We start from the raw sequence: 21,790 nt of genomic DNA on the forward strand, positions 1-21,790 counted from the left end.
TCAAAAAATGCGTTGGACTCTACCGATCCAGCACGTTTGAGATTGCCGCTTGGGTTGGAATATCCTGATCGCCCTTGCCGGGTTCGCCTTCCAGAAAGCGCTTGCCGATATCAAAGAAAGACAGCTTCATCCGGCTGCGTTTGTCAGCACCCTCAAGACTGGAGACCGGTACCTTGAAACCGAATGTTTCGTCCGGCTCCGCAGAACGTTCGCACCAGAAAGCGTCGATATCCGCAATCATCATTTTTTGCCGCCGGGCGCGGCGATAATGGATCGGGTGTCTGGCGCGGGCGACGGCGAAATAGGCACATGCGCTTTGGGGCATCAGGCCCTGCAGAACCATCAGGACCGCCTCCTTGGGGCGAAGCCCGCAAAGATCGCGCGTGACTGACACCATCTCATCTTTTGCGGCGCGGGGCCCCTGCATACCTCCAACGACAAGCGTATGGTGGTCTCGCCCGTATTGCCCCAGAAAAATGAACTTTGCGGTCCACAGAACGGCCTCGTCGCGGTTGCGCACCAAGCGGACTGCAAAAGCGCCCTCGTGCCGGCCGCCGCAACAATCCGCGAGAGCAAGGGTGCACCGGTAGTCATCCTTTCGGCCATGAACGATGCCCATCTCCAGGGTCTTTCCTGCCCAGAGCCCACTCATGACGGCCTTCGTAAAATGACGGTCCGCGACTATGAAGTTCTCCACGAGAAAAAGCAGTCGTCTCTGCTGGGAAATTTCGCCGACAAGAAACTTCGACAGCGGTTTCTGCAGCAATTCATCATGGGGCGGCGGCAGTTTCCGCTTTGCCGAAAAGGCGGCCAGAAACTGCCACCACCGAAAGGTGACGACGGGATTGGCGGCAAAGCGCATCCAGAAAAGGACCGCCCGCTTCCAGTGCGCGCGCCCGACGAAGGTCATGATGGGCCAGAACAAGGTGAATTCGGTTGTGCCCGATGCCTTCTGCAGATCGTCCGTTGCCGGAAATTTTTCTGCCTGAATGGCGGCATCGTTGGTGTGCGGCATAGGTTTGGCTTCCGGCGAGCATGGATGTTGCAGCCGTTGCATGCGCCGGATTTGTGAAGATTGTGTCGAGAAACAGTGGAGCTTGCGCTAAGCCCGGATCGCCCCCTGTATAGGGAGAAAAGACGATAAGCGCCAGCTTTTCAGGAGGTTGTCTTGAAGAGGATTGTCACGATCGTTCCGCCATCCTGCCCGGCCGCGATCTGCATGTCGCTATTGTGCGCCTGCGCAATGGCGCGGGCGATTGATAAGCCGAGCCCCGTACCTCCGGTGGTGCGGGCGCGTGATGGTTCCGTGCGCCAGAAGAGTTCGATGCCGTGCGCCTCGACGCCGGGTGGAAAACCCGGTCCCCTGTCTTCGATGGCGATGAAGGGACGCCCTTCCCGAATGCCGGTTGAACAGCGCAGACTTTTTCCGCCTGCCGCATAACGGCGTACATTGTCTATCAGGACGAGAAGCAGCTGCCGAAGACGTTGACGATCGCCCTGAACGGGAGCCGGATCCAGTGACAGGTTGAGACAGATACCGGCCTCGTCCAGGAGAGGCCGCGCTGCCTCCGCCACCGCCGCGCATTCGGTTGCGAGATCAAGTGGCTCGATGTCTTTCACGAGACTGTTGGTTTCCGCCAGAGAAAGTGTACGCAGATCATCCACCAGACGCGCCAGCCCTTCCACCTGAGCGATGAGGTGACGAATGGCCTGCTTGTCGAGGGGAAAGATATCATCCGCAATGCCATGTAGGCGGCCTTGCAGGATGGTGAGTGGGGTGCGTAGTTCATGGGCAACCGCCATCGTATTGAATTTCAGGCGGCGCTCCATCATCTGCAGCTCCTGTTTCAGGCTGTCGAAACTGTCGACGAGGAAGACGATCTCGACGATACGGTTTGCCTTGACCTTTTCGCCGCTGCTGAAGTCGCCAGCCGCCATGCGCTGGGCCGCCACGGTCAGTTCCTGCAATGGCGCGGCAATGCGCCGGGAAATGATATAGCCGAGCAGACTGCACAGCAGCACGCCGGCCAGCCCGAAGACGAACACCGATGCGACGAGCTCGTCATCGCCTGCGCTCTGCACATGGGGCAAAACGTCGAGAAGCGCCTGGAACTGCTGCAGGTCCGGCATCACGCCGCGATCTATGTCCGAGAAGGCTTTGGCGGCGTCCGGCGACAGCCCGGCAATCGCGCGTTCCTGAATGTTGTCCGCATACCAGGACACGCCGTAATAGATCATTGCAACGGCGAAGACGAGCATCGTGGTGATCGTGATCGCCGTCATCGTGCTGAGACTGAGGCGCCGGAACCTCATGGTTTCTGCTCCCCGGCAAGCCGATAGCCAATGCTGCGTACCGAGACCAGATAGCCGCAAGCACCATGATCCGTCAGTTTCTTGCGCAGATTGGCGATGTGCGTGTCAATCGTGCGCGCCAGCGCGTCGCTTTCCGGCAAACAGGCGTCGAGAATATCTGCGCGCTGAAACGCATGGGTGGGACGCCGCGTCATATGGGCAAGTATCCGGAATTCGCTGAGCGTCAGCGGCAGGATGGTTCTACCCGCCTCGCCGTAAACCGCCGCTATATAGGATTCTGTATCGATTTCGATGGCGCCGAAACGCAGGATGCTGGCACCAACGGGCTGTCGCGTGCGCTTCAAGACGGCATTCACCCGCGCGATTATTTCCTGCGGATTGAAAGGCTTGATGATGTAGTCGTCGGCGCCGAGACGCAGGCCGGTCAGCTTGTCCATATCTTCCGCAAGCGCGGTCACCATGATGACCGGTGTATCCCTCTCGCGCCGGATGCGTGTCAATACGTCGATGCCGTCGAGCTTGGGCAAACGAATGTCGAGAAGAATGAGATCCGGTCTCAGCATGGAGAAATGCGTGATCGCCGTTTCTCCATCGCCCGCCCTGACGGTTCTGTATCCATCGCGAATGAGGTAGGCGTCCAGAATCTGCATGATGTCGGGATCGTCTTCGACGATGAGAATGAGCCCTCTGTCCATACTGAACCTGCAATTTTACGTATATAAGCCGCGTTAATACCGGGACGCTAAGCCGGCGTGACGCATCGGGCAAGGGGTTCCCGTGTGAGATATCGGCCGTGGGAGCTGTTTTCCTCACGCTCTTGGGTGTTTCTCCGCAAAGGCTTGACATTTCTGCGGAAGAGAACCGGTCATGCACCAGTATCTCCTCCGTAAAACCAATCAAAATGCGCCGAATTGGCCCAAGAGGTCGAAACTTCGCTCGAACCCCATCCACGGCGCGTGCCAGGCTTTTGCACGTGCTGTCCGCAAGCCATCTCTTCTGGCTCTTGCGGTTGCGCTCGCGATGATGCTTTTCTTCACCGCCTGGCCGGATATCGATCTTGATGTCAGCCGTGGGTTCTGGACCGATGGCTTCCGTCACGGTGAGGATGCGTTCCTGCTTTCTGTCCGAGATCTGAACCGCGCGCTCCCAGCTCTTCTGTTATCCGGGCTTGTTTCCATACTTCTCGTCCGCCCATTCTCTGCCGGCTTGCAGCGCAATTTTCGCCCTCACCAATTGCTGCTTATTCTCACTTTTTATGTACTCGGGCCAGGCGCGACCGTCGATGTCGTGAAAAACCTGTTCGGTCGGGCCAGACCGCGCCACCTAGGCGATTTCGGGGGAGAGCTGTTTTTTACGCCCGTTCTCTCGCTTGAAGGCACCTGTCTCCGCAATTGCTCATTTCCATCAGGCGAAAGTGCTTCCGCCATCGCCCTGCTGGCTTTCATCATCCTCCTGCCGAAAAAATTCCGCCTCGTCGGTGCCGCGGTCCTGATGCCGTTCATCATGATTTTTTCCCTGAACAGGGTTGCGATGGGCGCTCACTTCCTCTCCGATGTCCTGATCGCCTGGCCATTGATGCTTGCAGTGTTTCTGTTGCTGCATCGGCCGTTCACGAAATATCGCGAGACGATTGACGCTGCCTTCTCGCGCAAAGCCAACAGAAACCGGCACATTGCAGAACAATAAAGCCGGTTCGGGGCTTTGGTTGCCACCGCAATCACAGGGCGAGGGGCTCTAGAAAATCTCCATGAAGGCACCGTCGAGAATGAGCAGCTTGCGTGCCTGTGTGCGGGCGTATTCCTCGTAAAAACCCTGTGAGATCCAGAGGGCGGAACGGCCTCGGCGCCCGCTCCAGCCGATGCCACCGATCATTTCGGCCGCCGCAAGTTTGCGGCTGACATGGGTTCGCGACAGCGAAAGCGATTGCGCCAGTTGTGAGGCCGTCTTCACATCCGTCAGGTGCCTGCCATGTTCAAGAGGGTTTTCCCAGTCGATACCGGCAATCAGCCGGTCCATCAGCAAGCCGCCGGCATCGAACCAGTTGAAGATGATGGAAAGCGGGCCGGGGCAGCGCACCTCCGGATTGGATAGCAGCGCCTGTGCCACGCGAGGATGGATATGGGCAAGCATGGTTTCGGAGCGTGCGATGAAGCGTGAGGCCCTCAACCCCTCGTCGATAAGGTCCAGCGCCTGAAAATGGACGTCGTACCAATGGGCGAGCATCGCCAGCGTCAATGGTGAGGGCGCTATGCCATCGACCCCGTCGCTGTCGGATTGGGTCACCGGTCTCGTCAGCCCGCGTTTCAGCGCCTCTTTGAAGAAGGTATAGGCGATCTCGTGGCTGGCGAGGCCGTTCTTCAGCGCCAGTTGCGCAAAATCATCGCGGGTCAGGAAGGGCTCGCCCGTTTCAGCCTCACAGATGCTGCGCTTCTGGAAATAAAGCGCCACCAGCGCGTGGCACAGAAGCCGGCTCTGGCGTGTCGCGAAAAGCGCGGTCATCTCGGGGGAGCCTTCATAAAGGCTTATGAAGCCCCCGGCCAACAGGCGCAACGCGGCTGTGAAAGAAGCGGTTTGAACCAGCGCGTCGATTTCGTTCAGTGGTGGCCTGCTGCCTATCACTGCGGCATCCGGCAGCCGGAAAATCGCAAAATCGAAAAAATTGGTCATGGCGCGCGCTCCTCGAATCGCCGGCGTCACCTCTCTTTGGAGGCGTCTGGATTGAACGATCCATGGGCCTTACAGGGGCGGGGATGAGGCGTCTTCTCATTGCGCGCAGAGGCGAAATTTTAAACCGCAGGCAGGCCCATGACGCGGGTGTCGCCCGGCGCCATGCCGTAGGCGGCGGCAAACACCCGGTAGAAGGTGGCGAGGCTGTCGAAGCCGCAGCCATGCGCAATCTGCGTGATCGGCAAGGCGGGAAATTCCAGCAGCAGCCGTTTTGCCTCCTCGATCCGCATGGACGACAGGGTGCGGGAAAATGACAGTTCCGCGCCCTCGAACACGACGTGCAATTGCCGGAGCGAAATTCCCAGTTCCTTCGCCACTGCGGCGGGCGTCAGGTTTTGGCGGGATTTTTTCCGCATCATGATGTCCTGGGCCGCATAACAAAGCCCGGTGCGAAGGGCGGCGCGCACCTCCGGCATGGCGGGAGAAAGCCGTCCGCGCGCCGTCATCGCAAGCCGGGTGATGTGGGTCACATCGCGGGCGGGGTCGATGAGCCGGTCATGATCGGCATTCAGCGCGTTGAAGAGGGCCCGGAACGGCCGCGAGAAGGCGGCATTATCCGTATAACGGGCCGCAAACAGATCATAGGCTGTCTGGCCGAGCATAACCTCGTAATCGACAGGGATTTTGAGCATCCGGAAATGAAAATGATCTTCGCCACCCGGTATGCCGGCATAAGGCAGATCCGAGTGGTTGATGGTGATATCACCGCCGCCGACGGCATGAACCCGGTCCCTGCCCGTATATAGCAATCCGGAACCCCTGACCTGCAGGCCGATACAGAGGCTGTCGCCGGCAATGCGGGCAATGTCGGCTTCCGTACGATCCACCCGATAGGAGGAGGCGTGCATCTCGCTCACGACGGCGTTGGCGATGGCGCGCGCCTGAAATGACCCCTGAAAGCTCTGGCGGCGATCCCGCGCAAGCTCGATCGTGACGCCAAACAGGCTTTTGCCGCGCACCTCGCGCCATTGGTCGAAGCGGTGCTCGGGCTGGAAATCGTCGGTTGCGAAACGGATGATGGTATTCGTGGCCTGATCCTCCCCGACGATCCCGGCAGCCTATTTTTCTGTTGCGCGAAATCGAAGATGAACGAGCGGGTAGGGCCGCCCCTGTCCGTCAAGATCGGAGCGCCCTGTCGGCTCGAACCCCAGCTTACAGTAAAAGCCCATGGCCTCGATGTTCTGTTCATTGACATCGGTGGTCAGCCCGGGATGCGTGGCGATGGCCGCCTGCACCAGCGCCTTGCCGATGCCTTTGCCGTGATGATCCGGATCGATGAAAAGCGCCTCCATGTGCCCTTCATGCAGAAACATGAAGCCGAGTGGGTCATCCGAAACATCGACCGCAAGCATCAGGGGCATTTGCGGGAGAAAGGCTTCGACTTCCTCACCGATCGCGGCGCGATCCGTCGGAAGAAGGAAGCCGTGGGTGGCGTCGACGGCCCGGCTCCATATGTCGAGGATGCGGATTGTGTCGCGGTTGGTGGAGGGGCGAAGTGTGATCATGTCCCACCCTTAGCAATTGCGGCCTTTTCACGCCATGGGGACCGCCTGGATCTTTTTCGCGCACCTTTGCAGTTGATGATTTCCGCAGCGAAAGCAGGCGATTTCAGCTCCGCCGTCCAGCCAGATTTACGGCGTTGAGAACTTTCCCAAAAAAAGCACTTGCAAAAACGGAGATAAAAAAAATAGATAAAAATAAGTTCTATCTATTTATTTCGAAGGAGAGGCTGTCAAATGGATCAGATAATTGCGCAAACCGCTCGAAATCAGGCTGCACTTCCCGTGATCGAGGCAAGTTCAGCACTCGAAGAAGCGAAAATTATCTATAATTTACCGTTTAACGATCTGCTTTTTCAAGCCCAACAGGTGCATCGCCGCCATTTCGATGCCAATGCCATCCAGATGAGCAGGTTGTTGTCCATCAAGACGGGTGGATGCCCTGAGGATTGCAGCTATTGCAGCCAGTCGGCCCGCAACCCGACGGGTCTGAAGGCCTCCAAGCTCATGGAAGTGGAGCGGGTGCTGGCGGAGGCGCGCAAGGCGAAGGAAGGTGGGGCGACGCGTTATTGCATGGGCGCGGCCTGGCGCAACCCCAAGGAGCGCGACATGGAGGCCGTGGTGGCCATGGTTGAGGGCGTCAAGGCGCTGGGTATGGAGACCTGCATGACACTCGGCATGCTGACGCCGGAGCAATCCGAACGGCTGGCCGATGCCGGGCTCGATTATTACAATCACAATGTCGATACGTCCGAGCGCTTTTATTCGCAGATCATCACCACCCGCACTTTCGAGGATCGGCTGGAAACGCTCGCCAATGTCCGCGATGCGGGTATCAAGGTCTGTGCCGGTGGTATTCTCGGCATGGGGGAAACGGTCGAGGATCGTATTTCGATGCTGGTGACCCTTGCCGGCCTGCCGGTGCCGCCGGAGAGCGTGCCGATCAACATGCTCATCCCGATCCCCGGCTCGAAGCTCGCCAATGCCGATCCTGTCGATCCGATCGATTTCGTCCGCACCATTGCGCTGGCGCGAATCCTGATGCCGCGTTCGCATGTGCGGCTTTCGGCCGGGCGCACCGAGATGAGCGACGAAACCCAGGCACTCTGTTTTCTGGCCGGGGCCAATTCCATTTTCGTCGGTGAAACGTTGCTGACGGCCGATAATCCGGGTGAGGATCATGATACGGCACTGTTCCGGCGTCTGGGTCTGAAGCCGATGGAGTTGCAGCCTGCGCAGTCAGGAGAGGGCCGGTGAACACATCGGCGCTCTCCGCTTACGAGGTGAAACTTGCCGGCCTGCACCGCAAATCGCGGCTACGGGCGCTCGTTCCCCAACAGGGGATCGATTTTACCTCCAACGACTATCTCGGACTTGCCGATGCGCCCCGGCTGAAGGCAGCGATTACCGAAGCAATCGAGAGGGGTGTACCGGTCGGCGCGGGCGGCTCACGGTTGCTGCGCGGCAACCACTCGGAACATGAGGCGTTGGAGGTGGAGGCGGCAGCGTTTTTCGGGGCGGAAAAAACGATCTATTTCGCCAGCGGTTTCGCCGCCAACGTTGCGCTTTTTTCCACCTTGCCATTACGGGACGATCTTGTGCTCTACGATGCGCTGATCCATGCCAGCGCGCATGATGGTATTGCGGCCGGCAAGGCACAGGCGCTCGCCGTGTCACATAACAAGGTCGAGGCGTTCGAACGGGAAATAAACCGCTGGCGACACGCTGGTGGTCGTGGACGGCCGTGGATCGCGGTTGAGAGCCTTTATTCCATGGATGGCGACCGGGCGCCGCTTGCGGCGCTTGCGGACCTTGCCGAACGGCATGGCGGTTTTCTTGTGGTCGATGAGGCGCATGCCACCGGCGTTTTCGGGCCTGGCGGCCGTGGTCTTGCCGCGGAGCTGGAAGGGCGGGGCAATGTGGTGGCGTTGCACACCTGCGGCAAGGCGCTGGGCCTTTCCGGCGCAGTCCTGAGCCTGCCGGCGGTTCTCGCCGAATACCTCATCAACCGCGCCCGGGGCTTCATTTATTCCACGGCACCTTCGCCGCTGATGGCGGCGGCGGTACGGGAAGCCTTGCGGATCGTCGCTGATGAAGCCTGGCGGCGGTCGCGGCTGGCGGCGCTGGTAAATTTTGCCGGCGAAGAGCTACGCTCACGGCTCGGGGTCATGCCGAGCGGTTCGCAGATCATGCCGGTCATGATCGGCGACAATGCCCGTTCGCTCGGCATAGCTGCGCGCCTGCGCGAAGGTGGTTTTGACGTGCGGGCGATCCGTCCGCCGACGGTGCCGGAAGGAACGGCGCGCCTGCGTCTTTCCATCACGCTGAATGTGGATGAGAGCCAGATTGCCGATATGGTCGGGCTGCTTGCCTTCGCATTGAAGGAGGAGCGGGCATGAACCTTCGTTTCGTCATTTCAGGCACCGATACCGGCATCGGCAAGACGGTTTTTGCCGCGGCGTTGACCCACGCCTTGCAGGCTTCCTATTGGAAGCCGGTCCAATCCGGGCTGGAGGAGGAGACCGACAGCGAGACGGTGGAACGGCTGGGTGGTGTGCCGCGCGCCCGTATCCTGCCGGAAGCCTATCGCCTCAAAATACCGGCCTCGCCGCATCTTTCAGCCCGTCTCGACAATGTGACGATCGATCCCACCCTCCTGCAACCGCCGGAAACGAAGGGGCCGCTGGTAATTGAAGGGGCGGGCGGGCTTCTGGTGCCGCTGACCGACAGATTTCTGTTCGCCGATATATTCGCCCACTGGCAAATCCCGCTGATCCTGTGCGCCAGAACTGCGCTTGGCACCATCAACCACACGCTGCTGTCGCTTGAAGCGCTGCGGTTACGGAGCATTCCGGTGCATGGTTTGGTTTTCATCGGTGACGAGAGTGCGGAAAATGAGCGCATCATCACCGATATCGGCGGGGTTCGCGCACTCGGCCGTCTGCCGCGTCTGCCTGAGATGACCGCCGGAGCGCTGCATCAGGCTTTCGCTCAACAATTCAATCCTGCCGATTTTCTGGAGGTTACGGCATGAGCCGTTCGCCCATCTGGCATCCCTTCACCCAGCACGGGCTGGAGCCGCCGATGAAACGCATCGTGTCCACGCAAGGTGCCTATCTGGTCGATGAGGATGGCACTCGGCTGTTCGATGCGATTTCATCCTGGTGGGTCATCACCCATGGTCACCGGCATCCGGCGATCATGGCCGCCATCCGCGCCGCGACGGAGGCCTTCGATCAGGTGATTTTTGCCGAATTTTCCCACGAGCCTGCCGAAGAGCTGGCAAAAGGGCTGGTCGACATTGCGCCCGCCGGGCTGGAACACGTGTTTTACTCCGATAGCGGCTCAACTGCGGTGGAAGTGGCGCTGAAAATGGCCCTCGGTTATTTCCATAACCGCGGAGAAAAGCGCGATCGCATCGTAGTGATGGAGCATGGCTATCATGGCGATACGATCGGCACCATGTCCACCGGTGAACGTGGCGTGTTCAATGCCGCTTACCAGCCGCTGCTCTTCGGTGTCGATCGGCTGGCTTTTCCAGAAGCGGGCAGCGGGCAGGCCACCCTCGACATGTTTGAACATTTCTGCCGCTCAGGCCACGTCGCCGCCCTGTTGATCGAGCCGCTGGTGCTCGGCGCCGGCGGCATGAAGATATATAGCGCGGATGTTCTTGCCGGGCTGAAGCAGATCGCCGAACGTCATGGCTGCCTGTTCATTGCCGATGAGGTGATGACTGGCTGGGGCCGGACGGGAAGCCTTTTCGCATGTGAGCAGGCCGGAATTTCTCCGGATATCCTGTGCACGTCGAAGGGCCTTACCGGCGGCTCCCTGCCGTTGGCGGCCACGCTGTGCAGCGGCGCTCTCTTCGATGCGCATTTTTCGACCGACCGCCGTAAGACATTTTTCCATTCGAGTTCCTACACTGCCAATCCGATCGCATGCGCCGCCGCCGTCGCCAATCTTCAGGTCTGGCGGGATGAGCCGGTGGCGCAGCGTATCGGGCAACTGGAACAGATGCTGGGAGACCATCTGCGGCGCTTTGCGGATGACGGACGTTTCACCAATGTCCGGCAGGCGGGAACCATAGCCGCGCTCGATCTCGTGGTGCCTTCCGGTGGTTATCTCGCCGAAGTCGGGCCGCGTATGCGGCGCCTGTTTCGGGAGCGGGGATTTGTCATCCGCCCGCTCGGCAACGTTATTTATCTGATGCCCCCCTATTGTGCGACACCAGACGATCTGGGCCATGCCTTCGACGCCATCGATGAAGTGGCCTCGATCGTCACCGAAACCGCTCGCATAAAAACATCTGTGCCCGGGATCGTGTGACACCGGATATCCGCAGCCTCCTGAATACTCTTGAAAGACCAGACAATGCAGACACTTTCTTCGCGCATGGCCGGCTTTGGACATGCCGTTCCGGGGCGGTGCGTCGGCAATGACGAGATAGAGGTGCGCCTGGGGCTGGAGACCGGCTGGATCGAGCGGCGAACCGGCATTCTCAAGCGCTATTGGGCGGAAGAGGGCGATACCCTGAGCGGGCTTGCCACCGAAGCTGGCCGCATGGCGCTGGAAGATGCGGAAATCGCCCCTGACGATGTCGCGCTGACATTGCTGGCGACCTCCACACCGGACCATCTTCTGCCGCCTTCCGCTCCGCTGCTTGCCCATCGATTGGGCCTGACGCAATCGGGCGGCATCGATCTCGCCGGCGCCTGTTCCGGCTTTCTTTATGCGCTCACCCTTGCCGATGGATTTGTCCGCACCCATGGTCGCGCCGTGCTTGTCGTCGCGGCCAATATTCTGAGCCGCCGCATCAATCTTCAGGAAAGGGCAAGCGCTGTCCTTTTTGCAGACGCTGCCGGCGCAGTCGTGCTTAGACCGTGCCACGAGGCGCAACGTGGCCTTCTGTCGGCCGACCTGCGATCTGATGGCGGCGGTTACGATCTGATCCAGATAGCCGCAGGCGGCAGCAGCCAGCCGTTCTCTGCGGATACGCCCACCGAGGATACGCTGATGACGATGCGCGACGGCCGCGAGGTTTTCTCCCGCGCCGTGGCGCTGATGACCCGAACCTCACAGCGTGTGCTGCAACAGGCGGAGCTGTCGGCCACGAATATCGACCGTTTCGTGCCCCATCAGGCCAATGCCCGCATGTTCGATGCCGTCTGCGGCAATCTCGGCATCGACCGGCAGAAAACCGTCCGCACGGTGGAGAGCTTCGGCAATTCTTCCGCCGCGACCATTCCGCTGTCGCTCTCCGTCGCCAATGCGGAAAGGCGTATCGCAAAGGGCGAGACGTTATTGCTCACCGCCGCAGGAGCCGGTTTGACCGGGGGGGCAATTGTTTATCGGGACTAGCCCGGTGGCAGTGCGCAGAACGAAAAGCCGGCGCGTATATATTTGATTTTATTTGAAGAAATTGGCTGGGGAACCTGGATTCGAACCAAGATCGACGGAGTCAGAGTCCGCTGTTCTACCATTGAACTATTCCCCAAAAGCGTGAAGCGCGTGGCGCGTTCGCTTTGGTGGGTCGTCATATAGATGATTTATGCCGGGGCGCAAGTCGAAAAAATCGAAAAATGCGTTTTCACCCCTCTTTTGCGTTTTGTCCCGGGATCAGAGCCTTGCGCGGGTGGAGCGCGGGGTGGAAAGCAGCAGGCTGGTCTCGCTGCCAGTGATGCCGGGCACCAGGCGGATGCGGCGCAGCACGGCGTCGAAATCGCTGAGTGTGGCGGCGTTGAGCTCTACGATCAGGTCCCAGCGGCCGTTGGTGGTGTGGATTTCGGATATTTCCGGGAAGCCGCCAAGGGTGCGGATGACGCGGTCCGTCACATGGCCTTCAATCTCGATCATCATAATGCCGCGGATCGCCGCCTCCACCGCATCGGCCCGCAGAATGACGGTGTAGCCGATGATGGAGCCGTCATTTTCCATTCTTTCCATGCGGGAGCGAACCGTCGCCCGCGAGGTTTCCGTCTCCACAGCCAGATCGGAAATGCTGCGTCTGCCGTTGTGACGCAAAAGGGTGACGAGCCGTTCGTCGAGATTATCCATGATTGCCATTTTGATAAAGTGATTTTGCCAGATTGATAATTCATTTCGACAATCTTGCCAATATTTGATGTTCAGTCCGCCATGTCTCTATGGTTTAGTGATGTTGTTGGTTGGGAAAGCGAGGACGGGAATGGATATCAGGCTTATTGGTGCACCTCTGCAAATCGGAGCGGGGCAATTGGGATGCGAAATGGGACCGAGCGCCTATCGCATCGCCGGTCTCGTGCGCGCGCTGGAGGATCTGGGGCACCGGGTGGTCGATACCGGCAATGTGGCGCCGGCGCCGCTTAAGGAATTTCGTCACCCCAATCCGGCCGTGCATCATCTGGAGGAAACCGTGGCCTGGACAGAGGCGCTGACGGAGGCGGCCTATCGCGAAAGTGCGGATGCCGTACCGATCTTTCTTGGCGGCGACCATGCGATTTCGGCAGGAACGGTGGCTGGCATGGCGCGGCGGGTGGCCGAGACGGGCCGGCCGTTTTTCGTGCTCTGGCTCGATGCCCATACCGATTATCACACGCTGGAGACGACACGCAGCGGTAATCTGCATGGCACACCCGTTGCCTATTTCAGCGGTCGTGAGGGGTTTGCCGGTTATTTTCCGCCGCTGTCCCACGCCGTGCCGGAAGAAAATATCGGCATGATCGGTATCCGAAGCGTCGATCCCGCTGAAAGGGCGGCGCTGGAAAAGAGCGGCATCACCGTTCATGACATGCGCTCGATAGACGAGCACGGCGTTGCGGTTCTGCTGCGCGAATTTCTCGCCCGCGTTCAGGCGGCAAACGGCCTGCTGCATGTCAGTCTTGATGTCGATTTTCTCGAGCCATCCATTGCGCCTGCCGTCGGCACTACCGTTCCGGGCGGCGCGACGTTCCGTGAAGCGCATCTGGTGATGGAAATGCTGCATGATAGCGGGCTGGTCTGCAGTCTCGATCTGGTGGAACTCAACCCGTTTCTCGATGAGCGCGGCAGGACGGCGACGCTGATGGTCGATCTCGCCGCAAGCCTGTTGGGCAAGCGGGTCATGGACCGCCCGACACGCGCTGGCTGAAAGGGGTGATGCGATGACCGTGATACCGAATCTCAATATCGTTCCCTTCGTCAGCGTCGACCATATGATGAAGCTCGTGCTGCGGGTGGGAATCGACACCTTCCTGCGTGAGCTTGCCGATGTGGTGGAGGAGGATTTCCGCCGCTGGAAGAGCTTCGACAAGACGCCGCGTATCGCCTCACATTCGAAGGAGGGCGTTATCGAGCTGATGCCGACCAGCGACGGCACGCTGTACGGCTTCAAATATGTCAACGGCCATCCGAAGAACATGAAGGAAGGCCGTCAGACGGTAACGGCCTTCGGCGTGCTTTCCGATGTCGGCAATGGTTATCCGTTGCTTCTGACTGAAATGACGATCCTGACGGCGCTGCGCACTGCCGCCACCTCGGCCGTTGCCGCGAAATACCTTGCCCGCCCCAATTCCCGTTCCATGGCCATCATCGGTAACGGTGCTCAGAGCGAATTTCAGGCGCGGGCTTTCAAGGCTATTCTCGGCATTGATACGCTGCGGCTTTTTGATATCGACCGGTCCGCCAGCGAAAAATGCGCCCGCAATCTTGGCGGACAGGGATTCGCCATCGAAATCTGCGATAGCGCTGAGGAGGCGGTGGAAGGGGCAGATATCATCACGACAGTCACCGCTGACAAGCAATATGCGACGATCCTGACCGACAACATGGTCGGCCCCGGCATTCACATCAACGCTGTCGGCGGCGATTGCCCGGGCAAGACGGAACTGCACCGGGATATTCTGCTTCGCTCCGATATTTTCGTCGAATATCCGCCGCAGACACGCATTGAAGGTGAAATCCAGCAATTGCCGGAGGATTATCCCGTGACCGAGTTATGGCAGGTCATTGCCGGCGAAAAACAGGGCCGGGCGGGCAATAGGCAGATCACCCTGTTCGACAGCGTCGGCTTTGCGACTGAGGATTTCTCCGCGCTGCGTTACGTGCGCTCAAAACTGCCGGGCACAGGTCTTTATGCGGAGCTGGATCTCCTGGCTGATCCGGATGAGCCGCGCGATCTGTTCGGCATGTTGCTGCGTTGTGAGGCGGCTCTCGCCTGAAGAGGGCGCAGGCTCTCAGCCGGCTCCCCCGCTTCTCTTCCGGCCGACCACATGTTCCCGCCAGATTGTGAAGAGGCCGGCGGCAATGACGATTGCTGCGCCCAGTACCATATTTGATGTCACGATCTCACCATAGATGGTGACACCAATGATAGAGACGAGCACGAGCTGGTAATAGGAGAAAGGCTGCACGGAAGCTGCATCCGCCAGTTCGAACGCTTTTATCAGGCAATAATGACCGCTCATGCCGGTAATGCAGAGCGCCAGCATCCATCCCCAGTCATAGGGTTCGAGGCTGACCCAATAAAACGGACCTACCAGCGTCAGTGCCGCTGCACCGGCAACGCCGGTATAAAAAAAGCTCGTCATCGCGGTATCGCTCCTGCTGCCGAGGCGGGTGAGCACGCCGTAAAGCGCCAGCATGAAGGCGGCGATGAAAGTGATGATCAGGCTGTTGTCGAAACCTTCGCCATCGGGTTTCAGGATGACGAGAACACCGATGAAGCCGACAAAAATGGCGCACCAGCGCCGCCAGCCGACCTTTTCCCCAAGCAAGGGTACGGAAAGCGCGGCGACGATGAGCGGCGCCGAAGCGATGATGGAGTGGCTGTGCGCCAGCCCGACAATGGCAAAGGAGAAGATCGAAAAAACGATCTGTACCGCCAGCAGAACACCGCGACCGATCTGCAGCCAGGGACGGTTGGCCATGACGGCACCCCGGATGCCGCCCGATGACCTTGCGGCCATCAACAGAACGAAGACGGCAAAGGCCCAGTATCGCAGCATGGCGATGAAGACGGGCGGATAGGCGCTGCCCAGATGTTTCGAGATGCCATCCTGCGCCGCAAAGATCGTGAAGGCGACAAGCGCATAAAGAAAACCGGTCTTGGGTGATGGCATGAAAAAATCGCTGTCCGGCTGCTTGCCAGCAAAAGAGGATTCGGCGTGAATGAGATGGGTAGCAGCCATATGTTACGGCCGCACCTTGTCAGACAACCTTATTTTCCGAATAGCAGCTATGCAAGTCCAGCGACTGCCTTTTTGATAGGCAACCAGCGTTCGGACGGGTGCGGAATAATCGGCTTTTCTCAAAAAAACAGCCGGAACACTCACCCCCGGGTCAAACCCGAGGGTGAAGATGAGATCGGCTTCAGCCGATTGTCACGGCCGTCTTGGAGGTCGCGGATTTCAGCGCGGCGTCGGCCAGCTTCAGCGCAATCAGCCCGTCCTTGATGGAAGGCGAGGGTGCGACATTGTTTTCGATGCTGTCGATGAAAGCGGTGATTTCCGCCGCATAGGCCGCCGTGTAACGCGTCATGAAGAAATCATGCAGCGGCGGGCGGGTATAACCGTCGGCATTGGCGATCTCGATGGAGACCGGACGCTGGTTTTCGGCCGCTGCCGAACCAAGAGAACCATGCACTTCAATACGCTGGTCGTAACCATAGGTCGCGCGGCGCGAATTCGAAATCACCGCCTGCCTGCCACTTTTCGTCGTCAGAATGATGCTGGCGCTGTCGAAATCACCGAGCGCGCCGATCTCCGGATTGACGAGAACCGAACCGGTGGCGGACACGCTGTCCACTTCTTCGCCCAGCAGGAAGCGGGCCATGTCGAAATCATGAATGGTCATGTCGCGGAAGATGCCGCCGGATACCTTGATATATTCTGCCGGTGGCGGGCCGGGATCGCGGCTGGTGATGGTGACCATTTCCACCTTGCCGATGCGGCCATCCTCGATTGCCTTATGTACGGCCTGAAAATGCGGGTCGAAACGGCGGTTGAAACCGAGCATCACCTTTGCACCGGTTTCTTCCACCACCTTGGCACAGGCTTCCGCGCGGGCAACATCGAGATCAACGGGCTTTTCGCAGAAGATGGCCTTGCCGGCGCGGGCGAAACGCTCAATCAGATCGGCATGGGTGTTGGTTGGTGTGCAGATGATGACGGCGTCGATCGTCTTGTCGGCCAGAACCTCGTCGATCGTGCTGACCTTGCACTGCGCTTCGCGGGCAATTGCCTCCGCAGCGCCGGCCATGGCGTCCACAACAGCCACCAGCTTCGCACGGCTGTCGGTGGTGATCGCCTTGGCGTGGACCTTGCCGATCCGTCCAGCGCCGAGCAGTGCCAATTTCGTAACCATCTTTCCTCCGGTTCCTCACACTCGTACCTCACTCCCGGAGGGACAGAATATGAATACAAACAATGTTTCGATATGGAATATATGTTCCATTTTGCTAGATCGACATCGGGGGCGTGTCAAGCGATTTGACAGCGGCAGGCAAGGCCGAAATCATTCGTCCTTGGAGGTCACGCGATGTGGTTGCTGATCATGACAAATGGCGCGCTGAGCCAAGGCCCAAACGCCGCCGGGCGTCAGCTGGTGGAGGGCATCTGCACGGCATTCTGGGGAAGCGCATAGACCTCGACCGGGGTTTCAAGGCCGCGAAGCAGCCATGGACCCAGATTTTCCAGCCTGTCCCCATTTCCCGCCATACGGACGAATTCCTCGGAAAACAGCACGTTGCGGCCGGTTTCCTTGGTCAGCGTTTCCAGCCGCGAGGCGATGTTGACGGCGGGGCCGATGACGGTGAAATCGAGGCGGGTTTTGGAGCCGATATTGCCATACATGACATCGCCAACATGCACGCCGATGCCGTAACCTAGGGGATCGTGGCCTTTCTGGCAATTGATTTCATTGAGGGCGACGAGACCCTTTTGCGCGCTGGCGATGGCTTTCAGCAGGTTTTCGCAGGCCTGCGGATCGCTCAGCGGAAAAATCGCCAGCAGCCCATCACCCATGAATTTCAGGATCTCGCCACCGAATTCCTCGATGGGGTCGCACATGGCGTCGAAATAGCCGTTCAGGAGCTCGATCACGTCATCGCGCGGCCAAAGGTCGGAGATATGGGTGAAATTGCGCAGGTCACAGATCAGGATCGCCGCGCCCACCGTTATGCCGCTACCGCGTGTCGTGGCGCCGTTGAGAATTTTTTCGCCAGCATGCGGACCCACGTAAGTTTCCAAAAGGGTGCGTGTCATGCGGTTTTTGAGGCGTATTTCGCTGACCAGCGCCAAAGCCGGCAGCAGGTTTTTCAGGGCGGCGATTTCGCTGTCGGAAAAACCGCCTGGCTGGTCGCTTGAGAATGTCGCGACATGGCGCTTTCCAAAAGTGTGTTCGATCGGCCAGGCGCAATAATCCGTCAGCCCTTCGGCCCGCAGCTCTTCATAGATCGTATAACCGGGTTCATCGATGTCATCGCCGTTCAGCCGGTGGCGGACTTCGGTCGCACCCTGATGGATGTCGTTGATGGGACTGTTGAGATATTCGGGCGTACTCTCCGAGCCGTAACCATAGGTGGCGATTTCGGCGGTGGGCATACCGGCTTTCCACAGTATCCGAGCGCCAAGCCATTGCGGGTGGCGGATGCGAAAAGCGAGAACGCCCCTTGCGATGGAGATTCCGCTCTCCCGCAGTCTGCTGCAAAGCTCCACGAATATCTCGTCGATAAAACGCTCGTCCTTGGTGCCGGTGACGAGCCAGTCGAGAATTTCGGTCTTCTCTGCCGGCCACAATTCATCCAATGCTGAAGAAACCCGTTCTTCGGTGTTAAGGCTGAGTGTCATGGCAGGATTCCGGAGGTTGTTGCTGCTCTCGCACGGGCAGGGCACATGTCGAACTTCATCGACCATGGTCGCTCGTGAACCCCATGTGGTGCCGGATAACGAAAATGTTAAGAGAGGGCTTCGGAAAATCTTCCGGAAGATATTAACGGCCTCAGGCCACGCGCGCCGCCCGGATGTTCTCTTGAACATCGTCCCCGGCGGCGCTGAGATTTTTCGTGATCGCTACGGGCGATCAGATAACGGTTTCGACAGGAATATGCAGGGCGGCGGCAACGCGTCTGATACGCGATGGATCGCTGTCGGTGCCGTCTTCCAGTGCGTGGATTTCGGTGGTGGTGAGGCCGCAGGTGACGGCAAGCTGTTCGACAGTATAGCCGGCGAGTGTGCGCGCGGTCAGGACCTTTTTGGCAAAAGGAGCATCGGTTTCGTGATCGGAATTAAGTTCTGAGACTGAAATTGTCATTATTGCATCTCCCTGATGATGGACACTTAAATGCGGGCGGCAAAGAAAAGTTGCCGGGGCCGAATGCGACCGCGTTGCCGGAGAAGAAATCGTGCTGCAACGCAGCGAGGAACATAGACGCTTCGCCCACCTACGCAATAGTTAAATTTTGTTAAGATTCGTGATCGCCGCATTGCTGCGGCATTTTTAGTGGTGGAAACAGCCGGACGACAGGCAATTTTCCAGTTTCGGGCAGGCCGCATTTCAGAATGCCACGCTTAAAGCATGCCCCAGGCGCGAAAACGGCCGCGACCCGTAACTTCACGCAATTCCAGCTGATTGGCGAGCCCGATTGCGCCCTGGGGCGTGGTGCCGAGTTCCTTGACGATCATCGCCGCCGAAACCACCGGCCGGGAAACCACCAGCTCCACCAGTTCCGGCAAACGTGAGGATGAGCGCCGGCCGGTCAGCTTGCGCATCATGCGATCCCGCGCGTGGGTCAGCCGGTCATGTTCTTTCAAACTGGTCTGCGCCGCCTCGTAAAAACTGTCCAGAAGGGCGAGCAGCCGCTGTGTCTGGTTTCTGGCGTGTCGGCGCTCGCGCGGAACGGCGCGAAGGCCAGTGCTCAGTGCCGGCAGGTGATCGGGCGTCACGGCCCCCTCACGCAGAAAGGCGGCGGCCAGAAGCCGGCCGAGCCAGGGGCTGCGCTGCAACACCTCGATCATGTTCCAGGCGTCGAGCAGAATGGCGGTGCGAAGGATGGCCGGCAGTTCCGCCGTCCTTGCGTGCAGTTCCAGCCATTCTTTCAGTCGTTCGTCCTCGTCCCAGTCAGGCTCATTGATGATCGGATGGCCTTCCTGCCGCTGGTTCATGGGCGTGGGCATGTTACCGGCGGTAATCGCCTCAAGTGTCGCGGAGCTTCGCGCCAGCAGCGCATCCAGTTCGGAAAAAGCCCCGTCCAGCAGCGCTTCCCCAGCCGTCTCGCTCTCGTCGCTGCGGGCATGATCCCCGGTTTCCCTGGGAAGTGACACCTCGTCGGCTGCAAGTGTGGCTCTGCCCCGCAATCTGGAAAGGCCAGGGGCGGTGAGGGCCCAGCCGGCGGCATTGGAAAAGATCAGCCGCCTTGACCGCAAGATTCGGTGCGCCGCCGTCATTTCGTGGGTAGGCGCGCGCACGTCCATATGAGCGTCATGCAGGACCAGATCTTCCATATGGACGAGTTCGCCGTCGACCCACATGGAGGAAATCGCATCGGTGAAATCCTGCCTTTCGATGAAGCCGTGTTTCATCGGTGAGCGGCTGATCCTTTCATCCAGCCGCGCAAGCGCTTCGCCCGCACGGGCGGCGGCGATGAGAAGCTTTTCGATCTGGATGTCCGATATATCATAAATCATTGATATTTTTTAGTTTGAGCGCGCGCGGCTTACAAGACGGATTGCAATGGCCCGGTTCCACTTTTGCCGGTATCATCACCGAAGATCCTACTGCGCGGACCGGTATGGAGGGCCGGGATTCCCAGCGATGCAGGTCACTTGTGACGCTTCTACCGCATTGTTGCGATGCAGCATAAGCTTGCGCATTGCAACATGACGGGTATATACCCCCGCCAAGAGCGACAAATTATCACACCTTCCGTTCGCCCTTCCATCTCCAGACGAAGATGAATTGGAGTCAACCCGTGAATATTATGGCAAATGGTCCCGCCACCGCGCCGGATCAGAAAACCCGTTTGAAATCCATTATCGGCGGATCGGCGGGCAATCTCGTTGAATGGTACGACTGGTATGTGTATTCGGCCTTCACCCTTTATTTCGCACCGGTGTTCTTCCCTTCCGGAAACCAGACCGCCGAACTCTTGAGCGCAGCCGCCGTTTTTGCCGTCGGATTTCTGATGCGGCCGATCGGGGCCTGGTTTATGGGCACCTATGCCGACCGCAAGGGCCGCAAGGCCGGCCTGACCTTGTCCGTTACGCTGATGTGTCTCGGTTCTCTGCTGATCGCGATTACGCCTGGCCATGAGACGATCGGCATCGCCGCACCTGCCATTCTGGTTTTCGCCCGCCTTCTGCAGGGCATCAGCGTTGGCGGTGAATATGGCGCCAGCGCTACCTATCTCAGTGAAATGGCCGGCAAGAGCCGTCGCGGCTTCTTCTCGAGCTTCCAGTATGTAACGCTGATCTCCGGTCAGCTTCTGGCGCTGGCGGTGCTTCTGGTGCTGCAGCGGGTGCTGACGCCGGCACAGCTTGGCGACTGGGGTTGGCGTATTCCCTTCTTCATCGGCGGCATTCTGGCGATTGCGGTGTTTTATATCCGTCGTGGCCTTGCCGAAACGCAGTCCTTCGAAAATGCCAAGGCCGGTGGTGATGCCGACAAGCCGAAATCCAGCGGATGGGCGCTGTTCAAGCACTATCCGCGGGAAGCGCTGATGGTCATGGCGCTGACATCAGGCGGCACGCTCGCCTTTTACGCTTACACGACCTATCTGCAGAAATTCCTCGTCAACACCTCGGGTTTCAGCAAGGAAAGTGCGACCGAAATTACCACGGCGGCGCTTTTCGTCTTCATGCTGTGCCAGCCGCTTGCCGGTGCGCTGTCCGACAAGGTCGGCCGCAAACCGCTGATGGTGGGCTTTGGCATTCTCGGCACGCTGTTTACCTACATCATCTTCACCACGCTGGCGACGACGACCGATCCGATCATGGCTTTCGCCCTCGTTCTGGTCGGCCTGCTGATCGTTACCGGCTACACCTCCATCAATGCGGTGGTGAAGGCGGAAATGTTCCCGGCCCATATCCGCGCGCTCGGCGTGGCGCTGCCCTATGCGCTGGCGAACACCATTTTTGGTGGAACGGCAGAGTTCGTGGCTTTGAAGTTCAAGCAGATCGGCCATGAAAACTGGTTCTTCTGGTATGTGACGATCATGATTGCACTGTCGCTGGTGGTCTATGTGAAGATGCGCGATACGCGCGATCACAGCCATATCCACGAGGATTGAGCGATACATCCAG

General features: G+C 59.1%; 21 protein-coding genes and 1 tRNA gene. 9 read left to right on the forward strand and 13 right to left on the reverse strand.

All coding sequences use genetic code 11. From position 1 onward, the window contains the following. Positions 1-19: 19 nt before the first annotated feature. From CFBP6623_RS20435 to CFBP6623_RS20445, 3 genes are all read right to left on the reverse strand, one after another. On the reverse strand, positions 20-1,015 hold the full coding sequence (locus CFBP6623_RS20435) for a DUF535 family protein (RefSeq protein WP_046801622.1): 996 nt from the start codon (positions 1,013-1,015) through the stop codon (positions 20-22). A 140-nt stretch (positions 1,016-1,155) separates the two neighbouring features. Continuing rightward, positions 1,156-2,313 carry an ATP-binding protein gene (locus CFBP6623_RS20440; RefSeq protein ID WP_046801623.1) on the reverse strand — a complete coding sequence of 386 codons (1,158 nt, stop codon included), beginning with the start codon at positions 2,311-2,313 and terminating at the stop codon, positions 1,156-1,158. Next, positions 2,310-3,008 (reverse strand): response regulator, encoded by a 699-nt coding sequence (locus tag CFBP6623_RS20445; protein ID WP_046801624.1) that lies wholly within the window; start codon positions 3,006-3,008, stop codon positions 2,310-2,312. Before CFBP6623_RS20445 ends, CFBP6623_RS20440 begins: the two co-directional genes overlap by 4 nt. Before the next feature lie 172 nt (positions 3,009-3,180). Between CFBP6623_RS20445 and CFBP6623_RS20450 the strand changes: the two genes are divergently transcribed. Then, on the forward strand, positions 3,181-3,999 hold the full coding sequence (locus tag CFBP6623_RS20450; RefSeq protein ID WP_046801625.1) for a phosphatase PAP2 family protein: 819 nt from the start codon (positions 3,181-3,183) through the stop codon (positions 3,997-3,999). Between the two features lie 48 nt (positions 4,000-4,047). On the opposite strand, the gene CFBP6623_RS20455 is transcribed toward CFBP6623_RS20450, so the two are convergent. The 3 genes from CFBP6623_RS20455 to CFBP6623_RS20465 form a co-directional block, all read right to left on the reverse strand. Continuing rightward, positions 4,048-4,980: a hypothetical protein gene (locus CFBP6623_RS20455; protein WP_080842880.1), complete on the reverse strand. Its 933-nt coding sequence runs from the start codon at positions 4,978-4,980 to the stop codon at positions 4,048-4,050. A 119-nt stretch (positions 4,981-5,099) separates the two neighbouring features. Continuing rightward, positions 5,100-5,999 carry an AraC family transcriptional regulator gene (locus CFBP6623_RS20460; protein ID WP_167379187.1) on the reverse strand — a complete coding sequence of 300 codons (900 nt, stop codon included), beginning with the start codon at positions 5,997-5,999 and terminating at the stop codon, positions 5,100-5,102. Between the two features lie 99 nt (positions 6,000-6,098). Further along, the gene (locus tag CFBP6623_RS20465; RefSeq protein ID WP_046801628.1) at positions 6,099-6,545 is read right to left on the reverse strand and encodes an acetyltransferase; all 447 of its coding nucleotides are present in this window, start codon (positions 6,543-6,545) and stop codon (positions 6,099-6,101) included. 231 nt (positions 6,546-6,776) lie between these two features. Here CFBP6623_RS20465 and bioB point away from each other — a divergent pair, with 231 nt between their 5' ends. The 5 genes from bioB to CFBP6623_RS20490 are packed head-to-tail and all read left to right on the forward strand — an operon-like array spanning position 6,777 to position 11,897. After that, complete coding sequence (gene bioB, locus CFBP6623_RS20470) at positions 6,777-7,796, forward strand: biotin synthase BioB (RefSeq protein WP_046801629.1); 1,020 nt, start codon at positions 6,777-6,779, stop codon at positions 7,794-7,796. Continuing rightward, positions 7,793-8,938, forward strand: a complete 1,146-nt coding sequence (locus CFBP6623_RS20475; RefSeq protein WP_046801630.1) for an 8-amino-7-oxononanoate synthase — start codon at positions 7,793-7,795, stop codon at positions 8,936-8,938. Before bioB ends, CFBP6623_RS20475 begins: the two co-directional genes overlap by 4 nt. After that, positions 8,935-9,573: a dethiobiotin synthase gene (gene bioD, locus CFBP6623_RS20480; protein ID WP_046801631.1), complete on the forward strand. Its 639-nt coding sequence runs from the start codon at positions 8,935-8,937 to the stop codon at positions 9,571-9,573. Before CFBP6623_RS20475 ends, bioD begins: the two co-directional genes overlap by 4 nt. After that, the gene (locus tag CFBP6623_RS20485; protein WP_046801632.1) at positions 9,570-10,865 is read left to right on the forward strand and encodes an adenosylmethionine--8-amino-7-oxononanoate transaminase; all 1,296 of its coding nucleotides are present in this window, start codon (positions 9,570-9,572) and stop codon (positions 10,863-10,865) included. The genes bioD and CFBP6623_RS20485 overlap by 4 nt, the downstream gene beginning before the upstream one ends. Positions 10,866-10,910: 45 nt before the next feature. Beyond that, positions 10,911-11,897 carry a beta-ketoacyl-ACP synthase III gene (locus tag CFBP6623_RS20490; RefSeq protein ID WP_046801633.1) on the forward strand — a complete coding sequence of 329 codons (987 nt, stop codon included), beginning with the start codon at positions 10,911-10,913 and terminating at the stop codon, positions 11,895-11,897. A gap of 62 nt (positions 11,898-11,959) precedes the next feature. Here the strand turns inward: CFBP6623_RS20490 and CFBP6623_RS20495 are convergent. Then, positions 11,960-12,033, reverse strand: a tRNA-Gln gene (locus CFBP6623_RS20495). 122 nt (positions 12,034-12,155) lie between these two features. Next, positions 12,156-12,593: an Lrp/AsnC family transcriptional regulator gene (locus CFBP6623_RS20500; protein WP_046801728.1), complete on the reverse strand. Its 438-nt coding sequence runs from the start codon at positions 12,591-12,593 to the stop codon at positions 12,156-12,158. 130 nt (positions 12,594-12,723) lie between these two features. Between CFBP6623_RS20500 and rocF the strand changes: the two genes are divergently transcribed. Next, the gene (gene rocF, locus CFBP6623_RS20505; protein WP_046801634.1) at positions 12,724-13,644 is read left to right on the forward strand and encodes an arginase; all 921 of its coding nucleotides are present in this window, start codon (positions 12,724-12,726) and stop codon (positions 13,642-13,644) included. A gap of 13 nt (positions 13,645-13,657) precedes the next feature. Continuing rightward, positions 13,658-14,713, forward strand: coding sequence for an ornithine cyclodeaminase (locus tag CFBP6623_RS20510; protein ID WP_046801635.1), 1,056 nt, complete (start codon positions 13,658-13,660; stop codon positions 14,711-14,713). A 15-nt stretch (positions 14,714-14,728) separates the two neighbouring features. On the opposite strand, the gene CFBP6623_RS20515 is transcribed toward CFBP6623_RS20510, so the two are convergent. From CFBP6623_RS20515 to CFBP6623_RS20540, 5 genes are all read right to left on the reverse strand, one after another. Further along, entirely contained in the window at positions 14,729-15,613 is an 885-nt protein-coding gene (locus CFBP6623_RS20515; protein WP_046801729.1) for a DMT family transporter, read from the reverse strand. Positions 15,614-15,863: 250 nt separating this feature from the next. Next, a complete protein-coding gene (iolG, locus tag CFBP6623_RS20520; RefSeq protein WP_080842881.1) occupies positions 15,864-16,856 on the reverse strand; it encodes an inositol 2-dehydrogenase in 993 nt (330 codons plus the stop codon). A gap of 233 nt (positions 16,857-17,089) precedes the next feature. After that, positions 17,090-18,340 carry an adenylate/guanylate cyclase domain-containing protein gene (locus CFBP6623_RS20530; RefSeq protein WP_046801637.1) on the reverse strand — a complete coding sequence of 417 codons (1,251 nt, stop codon included), beginning with the start codon at positions 18,338-18,340 and terminating at the stop codon, positions 17,090-17,092. Positions 18,341-18,572: 232 nt separating this feature from the next. After that, entirely contained in the window at positions 18,573-18,803 is a 231-nt protein-coding gene (locus tag CFBP6623_RS20535) for a helix-turn-helix domain-containing protein (protein WP_046801638.1), read from the reverse strand. Positions 18,804-19,060: 257 nt separating this feature from the next. Next, the gene (locus CFBP6623_RS20540; RefSeq protein WP_046801639.1) at positions 19,061-20,176 is read right to left on the reverse strand and encodes an RHE_PE00001 family protein; all 1,116 of its coding nucleotides are present in this window, start codon (positions 20,174-20,176) and stop codon (positions 19,061-19,063) included. Between the two features lie 293 nt (positions 20,177-20,469). Between CFBP6623_RS20540 and CFBP6623_RS20545 the strand changes: the two genes are divergently transcribed. Then, the gene (locus CFBP6623_RS20545; RefSeq protein ID WP_046801640.1) at positions 20,470-21,777 is read left to right on the forward strand and encodes an MFS transporter; all 1,308 of its coding nucleotides are present in this window, start codon (positions 20,470-20,472) and stop codon (positions 21,775-21,777) included. Positions 21,778-21,790 lie beyond the last annotated feature (13 nt).

Origin of the sequence: Agrobacterium tumefaciens (assembly GCF_005221385.1) — a bacterium.
Lineage (GTDB): Bacteria > Pseudomonadota > Alphaproteobacteria > Rhizobiales > Rhizobiaceae > Agrobacterium > Agrobacterium tomkonis.

Bases quoted from the DNA above. Each gene is read 5' to 3' on its own strand.
- CFBP6623_RS20435 (WP_046801622.1), bottom strand. From the start codon at position 1,015: ATGCCGCACACCAACGATGCCGCCATTCAGGCAGAAAAATTTCCGGCA.
- CFBP6623_RS20440 (WP_046801623.1), bottom strand. From the start codon at position 2,313: ATGAGGTTCCGGCGCCTCAGTCTCAGCACGATGACGGCGATCACGATC.
- CFBP6623_RS20445 (WP_046801624.1), bottom strand. From the start codon at position 3,008: ATGGACAGAGGGCTCATTCTCATCGTCGAAGACGATCCCGACATCATG.
- CFBP6623_RS20450 (WP_046801625.1), top strand. From the start codon at position 3,181: ATGCACCAGTATCTCCTCCGTAAAACCAATCAAAATGCGCCGAATTGG.
- CFBP6623_RS20455 (WP_080842880.1), bottom strand. From the start codon at position 4,980: ATGACCAATTTTTTCGATTTTGCGATTTTCCGGCTGCCGGATGCCGCA.
- CFBP6623_RS20465 (WP_046801628.1), bottom strand. From the start codon at position 6,545: ATGATCACACTTCGCCCCTCCACCAACCGCGACACAATCCGCATCCTC.
- bioB (WP_046801629.1), top strand. From the start codon at position 6,777: ATGGATCAGATAATTGCGCAAACCGCTCGAAATCAGGCTGCACTTCCC.
- bioD (WP_046801631.1), top strand. From the start codon at position 8,935: ATGAACCTTCGTTTCGTCATTTCAGGCACCGATACCGGCATCGGCAAG.
- CFBP6623_RS20485 (WP_046801632.1), top strand. From the start codon at position 9,570: ATGAGCCGTTCGCCCATCTGGCATCCCTTCACCCAGCACGGGCTGGAG.
- CFBP6623_RS20490 (WP_046801633.1), top strand. From the start codon at position 10,911: ATGCAGACACTTTCTTCGCGCATGGCCGGCTTTGGACATGCCGTTCCG.
- CFBP6623_RS20500 (WP_046801728.1), bottom strand. From the start codon at position 12,593: ATGGATAATCTCGACGAACGGCTCGTCACCCTTTTGCGTCACAACGGC.
- rocF (WP_046801634.1), top strand. From the start codon at position 12,724: ATGGATATCAGGCTTATTGGTGCACCTCTGCAAATCGGAGCGGGGCAA.
- CFBP6623_RS20510 (WP_046801635.1), top strand. From the start codon at position 13,658: ATGACCGTGATACCGAATCTCAATATCGTTCCCTTCGTCAGCGTCGAC.
- CFBP6623_RS20515 (WP_046801729.1), bottom strand. From the start codon at position 15,613: ATGCCATCACCCAAGACCGGTTTTCTTTATGCGCTTGTCGCCTTCACG.
- iolG (WP_080842881.1), bottom strand. From the start codon at position 16,856: ATGGTTACGAAATTGGCACTGCTCGGCGCTGGACGGATCGGCAAGGTC.
- CFBP6623_RS20530 (WP_046801637.1), bottom strand. From the start codon at position 18,340: ATGACACTCAGCCTTAACACCGAAGAACGGGTTTCTTCAGCATTGGAT.
- CFBP6623_RS20535 (WP_046801638.1), bottom strand. From the start codon at position 18,803: ATGACAATTTCAGTCTCAGAACTTAATTCCGATCACGAAACCGATGCT.
- CFBP6623_RS20540 (WP_046801639.1), bottom strand. From the start codon at position 20,176: ATGATTTATGATATATCGGACATCCAGATCGAAAAGCTTCTCATCGCC.
- CFBP6623_RS20545 (WP_046801640.1), top strand. From the start codon at position 20,470: ATGGCAAATGGTCCCGCCACCGCGCCGGATCAGAAAACCCGTTTGAAA.